Genomic DNA, 6,108 nt, shown 5'->3' on the forward strand with positions numbered 1-6,108 from the left:
ACCAAAAATGGCTTAACTCCTTTTAGTAATAGTTTCTCAGGAGTGGATTGACCAACACAAGCCGCGTCAGCCCAGTGAGATTTTTCAATCTCTCTAATTTTGCGATTAAACTTAGTCGTGCCACCAGTTCCAGTTTCAACAAGCAAACCAGTATTTTGCAGTCTCCTAAACAATTCCCATCGAGTTGAGTTAACTGCTGCTGCATCCTTTAATGGTGCTTTAGCTTGTGCCAAAATCTTCCTGAGAAGTTCCGGCTTTTTCTTTAGGAATTGTTCGATTGGTCTATCCCCTTTAGCTTGATTACATTTACGACAAGCCAAAGTTAAGTTACTAATCCGATTACTTCCTCCTTTTGATTTGGGGTAAATGTGTTCTACCTCTAATGGTATATTTTCAGCGCCGCAATAAACGCAGTTTCTCCCCCATTTATGTAACAGGTATTCTTTCACCTCAAAGCCAAACAAGTCGCCTCTTTGATATTCGATACTATCAATTTCTGGATTTTGCAGTTTATGGGTATCAAACTTCACTAATTCCTGAGAAATAACAGTAATTGGGCAAAGTTTTCTCAGCCTTCTTACCCAAGTTTCAATATTTATAACTCGACTTTCCAAGGATGGCGGAAGCCATCCTTTTTTGCGAGTGCGGTTAAGAAACCTGGGTTGACGATAACGAGTCTTTCTGTTTCTCCTTCCTCGTCTTAAGGCTCTCCGAGACAAGAGAGCATTTTTGATCTGCTGTCCTCGGTGAGTAATTTCTAAAGCGTTTGTTACTCTGCCAGTTTCTTCTTGAACTACGGCAATTCCAGTAACTTTACTGCCTGGGTCGATTTTGATTCGGTGGGAATGGGTAACAGAATCTTCTACGGTTCTGTCCTGTAAAACAATGGTGAAAGGATAGCGTCGAAAAACTTTGGCTCTCCCTTTTTTGAGTAGTTCTCTTGCCCTTGCTGAATGGCATGGGTCAAGAGGTTGTAAGTTTTTGTCTAATACGAAAACACGCATTACTGCATCTCTCAATAAATGGTTAGGTTTGCCTCGCCAATGTTATTCGGGCTTGCTCTTGTCTGAAGCACTAGCTTTTCCCTATGACTTGTTTAACTCCAGACGACAGAGCTTTAAACTGGCAAGCATTTAAAGGTGTCGTGACCCGAATAACGTAGTTCTTAACAAGAACTTAGGCTGGTCAACAGGGCTTACGATTTCCCGCAAGCCCACACTGTACCGTTAGGTCAGTGTGGGTAGTTGACTGTGGCGGCACTTTGGCTGACTTTAAGTAAGATAGCTCACAAAGCTGGAGTTCGTGTAGCTCTTTTTGGACGATATAGATTTCCAAAAAATGTGCGCGGTGTGCGCTGGTAGCAAAGTTTGCTCCTATGTACGCAAATCCCAGCCGCAACTACAGTAAAGTTATGTTAAGTTAGCAGCTTAACGCCTTTATCTTTACTGGCGCAAATGCGATCGCACATACACACTGAAAGTAGTCAGTAGTTAGTAGTTAGTAGTCAGTAGTCAGTAGTCAGTAGTCAGCGGTTATTTAACTACCCACTACTCAACAGTAGGAGAATTAAACATGGTAACATTACAAGAAAATCGTCAAAGCGAACCAATAGCCAAACAGCTTCAGAGCGTAAAAGTTCCCAGAATTTTACAAACATTCCGGGGAATTCTTTGGCCTATAAAGTATCTAGAAAAAGCCTTTCAGGAATACGGCGACATCTATACGGCTGAATTTGCAGGCTTTCCCAAACAAGTAGTAATCGCCAATCCCCAAGCAATTCAAGAAATTTTTACCGCCGATCCCAAACTGTTTAATTCTGGGGAAGCAAACAAAATTTTGCAGCCTTTATTCGGCAATTATTCCCTGTTACTGCATGATGGCGAATATCACCAGCGCCAAAGAAAACTTTTAATTCCTCCCTTTCATGGCGAACGGATGAAAGCATACGGTGATATCGTCTGCGATATTGCGGAAGAAGTGATGAGTAAATGGACGATCGACAAACCATTTGAAGCTCGCTCATCCATGCAAGAAATTTCCCTGCGAGTCATTCTACGCACAATTTTCGGTCTGGATGAAGGAGAGCGTTACGAAAAACTAAGGCAACTCCTGACTTTGCTGCTGGATACTACCGGTTCTCCTTTACGGTCTAGCTTTGTGTTTCTGGAAGTGCTGCAAAAAGATTTAGGCGCGTGGAGTCCGTGGGGAAAATTCCTGCGGTTAAAACAGCAAATTAACGAACTTCTCTACGCTGAAATTCGCGAACGTCGGGCTAAAAATGACTTATCTGGCGAAGACATTCTCACCTTAATGATGTCAGCTCGCGATGAAGAAGGTCAGCCGATGACAGATGAGGAATTAAAAGATGAATTGATGACGTTGCTGTTTGCAGGTCACGAAACTACAGCAACAGCTTTGGCATGGGCATTATACTGGATTCACCGTCAGCCGGAAGTCCGGGAAAAACTATTGAGAGAGTTAGATACTCTCGGTGAAAATCCAGACGCAAACGCGATCGCTAAACTTCCTTATCTTAATGCTGTCTGTTCGGAAACATTACGAATTTACCCGGTGCTTTTGTTTACTTTACCGCGCATTACAAAAGCGCCTGTAGAAATTATGGGCTATCGCTTTGAACCGAACACAATGCTATCTCCCTGCATTTATTTGATTCACCATCGCGAGGATTTATATCCAGAACCGAAACGTTTTAAGCCAGAACGTTTTCTGGAACGTCAATACTCGCCTTATGAGTTCTTGCCGTTTGGCGGTAGTAACCGTCGCTGTATTGGCATGGCATTTGCTATGTTTGAAATGAAACTGGTACTGGCGACAATTCTGTCAAAATTGGAACTGTCTCTTGCCGTTAATCGCCCGGTTGTAGCTGCACGCAGGGGCATTACTATGGCACCTGTGGGGGGTGTGCGCCTGGTTCTTAAAGGTCAGCGCACTTAATTTTTATCTGAAAATTTAGAGAGTGCGATCGCATCATCTGCGGCTGTAAAAAACTCATCCTGAAGAGAGATGAAAAAAATCAGCCAATGCGATCGCACTTTGTTTTTTCAAATGAGTTAAATTTTATTTGAAATATCCTTGAGAATCCAATATATTTCTAACAAGAATTGTCGGTTAGGTTGAGCAATAGGGAAACCCAACTGCCATCGTTCCAGGTTAAAAGTCCAAAAGGGTCAACATCTGAAGACGAAAAGGAAAATTCTTTACATGGCTAACATATTCAAAGCATCCTTGACTGGCGACCAAGAACCAGCTCCCACCGGGTCTAAAGCGATCGGTTTTGCCGGTGTGGAACTCAACGACGCCGGCAATGCCTTGACATACACCCTAAACATTAGAGGCTTGGACTTTGGGCCTTTGTTGGGCTTAGCGCCTCAGACTCCGAACACAGCGGATGATGTGACGATGGCGCACTTCCATACTGCGCCTCGTGGTGTCAACGGCCCTGTTGTCTTCAATATTTTTCCTGTTGACGATAAAGACGATCAGATAGCAGCGATTAATCCGGATGGCACGATAACCATCACCGGCATTTGGGAACAAACCGACACAGCCAAGCAGCCACTGAGTACTTTTGCCAACCAGCTCAAAAGCGCTGGCCCAGGTGCAGACACAACACTGTACTTCAATGTGCATAGCAATGCCTTCCCCGGTGGTGAAATTCGCGGCCAAATCGCTGCCACGACAGGCATTGTCATTCAAGGAACGGACGTCTCGGACAATCTCGTGGGCAGTGAGGGAGACGACACCCTATTTGCCAAAGGGAATAATGACAGTCTTTCTGGCCGTGGCGGTGACGACTTGTTTAACGGCAATCAAGGCAGCGACACCTTGAATGGAGGTGCAGGCAACGATACCCTCTACGGCGGTAAAGACGATGACTTCCTCTTCGGCAATGAAGGTAATGACGTTCTCATCGGCAACTTGGGGGCGGACAATCTCGCTGGCGGGAAGGGAGACGATTTGTTATTTGGCAATGAAGGCAGCGACACCCTAGATGGGAACGCAGGCAACGATACCATCTACGGCGGTAAAGATAATGACTTCCTCATCGGTAGCCTTGGCAACGATTCCCTCAGCGGCGACTTGGGAGACGATACCCTTGGTGGCGTTGATGGCAGCAGTGCCAGTCCTGGATTGGGGGAGATAGATACCCTGAGTGGGGGAGATGGAGTCGATCGATTTTTACTGGGAAAAAGCAATGTGTTTTACTACAACGATGGTAATGATGCCGATGCCGGCCTAAACGACTACGCTCTAATTACTGACTTCAAAGCTGGGCAGGATGTCATCCAGCTGCGCGGTGCGGCTAATAACTATACGTTGGCTGCATCTGGAGGTAATTTACCGACAGGAACGGGTATCTTCCTTGTGTCATCCGGTCAAAACGAGCTGGTAGGAATTGTGCAAGGAGTTACCGATTTGACTTTGGGAAGTAATTCTTTTATTTTCGTTTAGATTGTCGGGTGGGCATTGCCCACCTTATCGAATTACGGCTTTTCTCCGGATGCCACTAGCGCCGCCATTGGCAAAAGTAATTTGTTGTTTGTGATGTAGTTTAAGGTTGTTTGATTGACGGCGGCGCGGATATTTTCCAGAGATTTACTATCTTGAACTCTCAGCAAACCGCCCGTTCTAGCCGTGCCTTCATAAAAAGCATCAAAAAGTTCGTTGCCATCGGCTAGTTCCCACTGCATGGGAACTGTCTGCACGGCAACATTTTTAAAGCCTACAGTTTGTAATGAATCGATGCACCGATCGCGATCGCTAAATCGGAAAAAGGGTGGCCCTTCTGGGAGCGCAACTTTGGCATCGCCATAAGTTTCGATCGCTGGCAGCATGATTTGGAATGCGACGCAATGTTCTGGCTTTTCCCAGACAGCAAAGGCAAATTTTCCGCCGCTGCGAATAACCCGAAATGCTTCGCTCAGCGCTTTTTCTGGCTGCGCTAAATGCAAGATGCCAAAATTCATCACCGCCGCTTCAAATTGAGAGTCTGCAAAAGCTAAAGATTCCGCATCGCCTTGTTGAAATTCGATTTGGGGATGTAGTTCTTTTGCTTTCGCCACCATCGCTTCTGCAAAATCGACCCCAGTTACTTGCCATCCTCTTTGAAATGCTGCCGCCGCTACGTAGCCAGGGCCACTGGCAATATCGAGCAATTTCTTACCCCCACCAGCATCGACAGCATCGAGCAGAGGAGCGATGGTTTGTTTGGTGAGATTGCCAAAAGAAGAATGATATTTTTCTACTGATTTCTGCCATCCCTCATATTCAAATTCTTTAAAAGCATTGACGCGATCGCTAGCGTTTATCATAGTTAATTAGAGCTTATACTTATAAACAAATTTTTAATATACATCCAGAACGTTTGATTGTCAATCCTAATATAAATCTAACTGCCTTTGGTATTCTGCGGGAGTATTGATATCGGCAATCACAACTGGCGTATCGAATTCAACTTTCTGGATTTCTGGATAAAAATCTTGCACGATTTGGCGCAATCCAAAACTTTCTTCTCGAATATTTTGTAAGTAAGGTAACGCTTGGTTGGCAAAAAATAAAGGATGTCCTAACTTACCTTTATAAGTCGGTGCGGTAATTATGGCAGCGTTGCTGATTTGGAATTGCAATAATTTTTGGTAAATTGCAGTCGGTCTGGGTTGATCGACTGCTGAGATAACCAAAATTTGCACATTTTTGGGAATTAATTGCAATCCGGTTAAGATAGAACTGGTTTTGCCTTGGCTGGGGTCGGGATTGATAATAACCTTGGTGCTGGGGGGACAATCTTTTTGGCGATCGCTATTATGTGGCCCAAGCACTACCACAGGTGCGATCGCTGCCAGCAGAAATTGTTCTACTTGGTAAGATAGTAAAGTTTTGCCATCCAGCCAAGGAAGAGAAGCCTTGCAAACACCCATTCGGCGGGATTTACCTGCTGCTAGAACGATCGCGAAGTATCGCGGGGGAGAAAAGAAATCAGTATTCATGAGAATTAAATTTAGTTACTTAATAGAGTGTATTTGCTCTGATAAAGATCGCCCTGTTCCGCCGCGACGAACTTTGATTAATTCGGCGCAGATACTAACA

General features: G+C 44.7%; 6 protein-coding genes. 3 read left to right on the top strand and 3 right to left on the bottom strand.

Annotated elements, in window-relative coordinates:
- Positions 1-1,004, bottom strand: a 1,004-nt coding sequence (gene iscB / locus H6S82_RS14775; protein WP_191056361.1) for an RNA-guided endonuclease IscB, incomplete at its 3' end; no start/stop codon positions are given.
- A 568-nt stretch (positions 1,005-1,572) separates the two neighbouring features.
- Between iscB and H6S82_RS14780 the strand changes: the two genes are divergently transcribed.
- Both H6S82_RS14780 and H6S82_RS14785 read left to right on the top strand, forming a co-directional pair.
- A complete protein-coding gene (locus tag H6S82_RS14780) occupies positions 1,573-2,955 on the top strand; it encodes a cytochrome P450 (RefSeq protein WP_190473685.1) in 1,383 nt (460 codons plus the stop codon).
- 267 nt (positions 2,956-3,222) lie between these two features.
- Entirely contained in the window at positions 3,223-4,473 is a 1,251-nt protein-coding gene (locus tag H6S82_RS14785; RefSeq protein WP_190473687.1) for a CHRD domain-containing protein, read from the top strand.
- Between the two features lie 32 nt (positions 4,474-4,505).
- Here H6S82_RS14785 and H6S82_RS14790 read toward each other — a convergent pair whose 3' ends face one another.
- Both H6S82_RS14790 and H6S82_RS14795 read right to left on the bottom strand, forming a co-directional pair.
- The gene (locus H6S82_RS14790; RefSeq protein WP_190473689.1) at positions 4,506-5,333 is read right to left on the bottom strand and encodes a class I SAM-dependent methyltransferase; all 828 of its coding nucleotides are present in this window, start codon (positions 5,331-5,333) and stop codon (positions 4,506-4,508) included.
- A gap of 66 nt (positions 5,334-5,399) precedes the next feature.
- Complete coding sequence (locus tag H6S82_RS14795) at positions 5,400-5,939, bottom strand: NTP transferase domain-containing protein (RefSeq protein WP_206756870.1); 540 nt, start codon at positions 5,937-5,939, stop codon at positions 5,400-5,402.
- On the opposite strand from H6S82_RS14795, the gene H6S82_RS33005 reads away from it, so the two are divergent.
- Positions 5,926-6,108, top strand: a 183-nt coding sequence (locus H6S82_RS33005) for a hypothetical protein (RefSeq protein ID WP_206756871.1), incomplete at its 3' end; no start/stop codon positions are given. The genes H6S82_RS14795 and H6S82_RS33005 overlap by 14 nt on opposite strands.

This window comes from Planktothrix sp. FACHB-1355 (genome assembly GCF_014748295.1).
Taxonomy (GTDB): Bacteria; Cyanobacteriota; Cyanobacteriia; order Cyanobacteriales; family Aerosakkonemataceae; genus Aerosakkonema; species Aerosakkonema funiforme_A.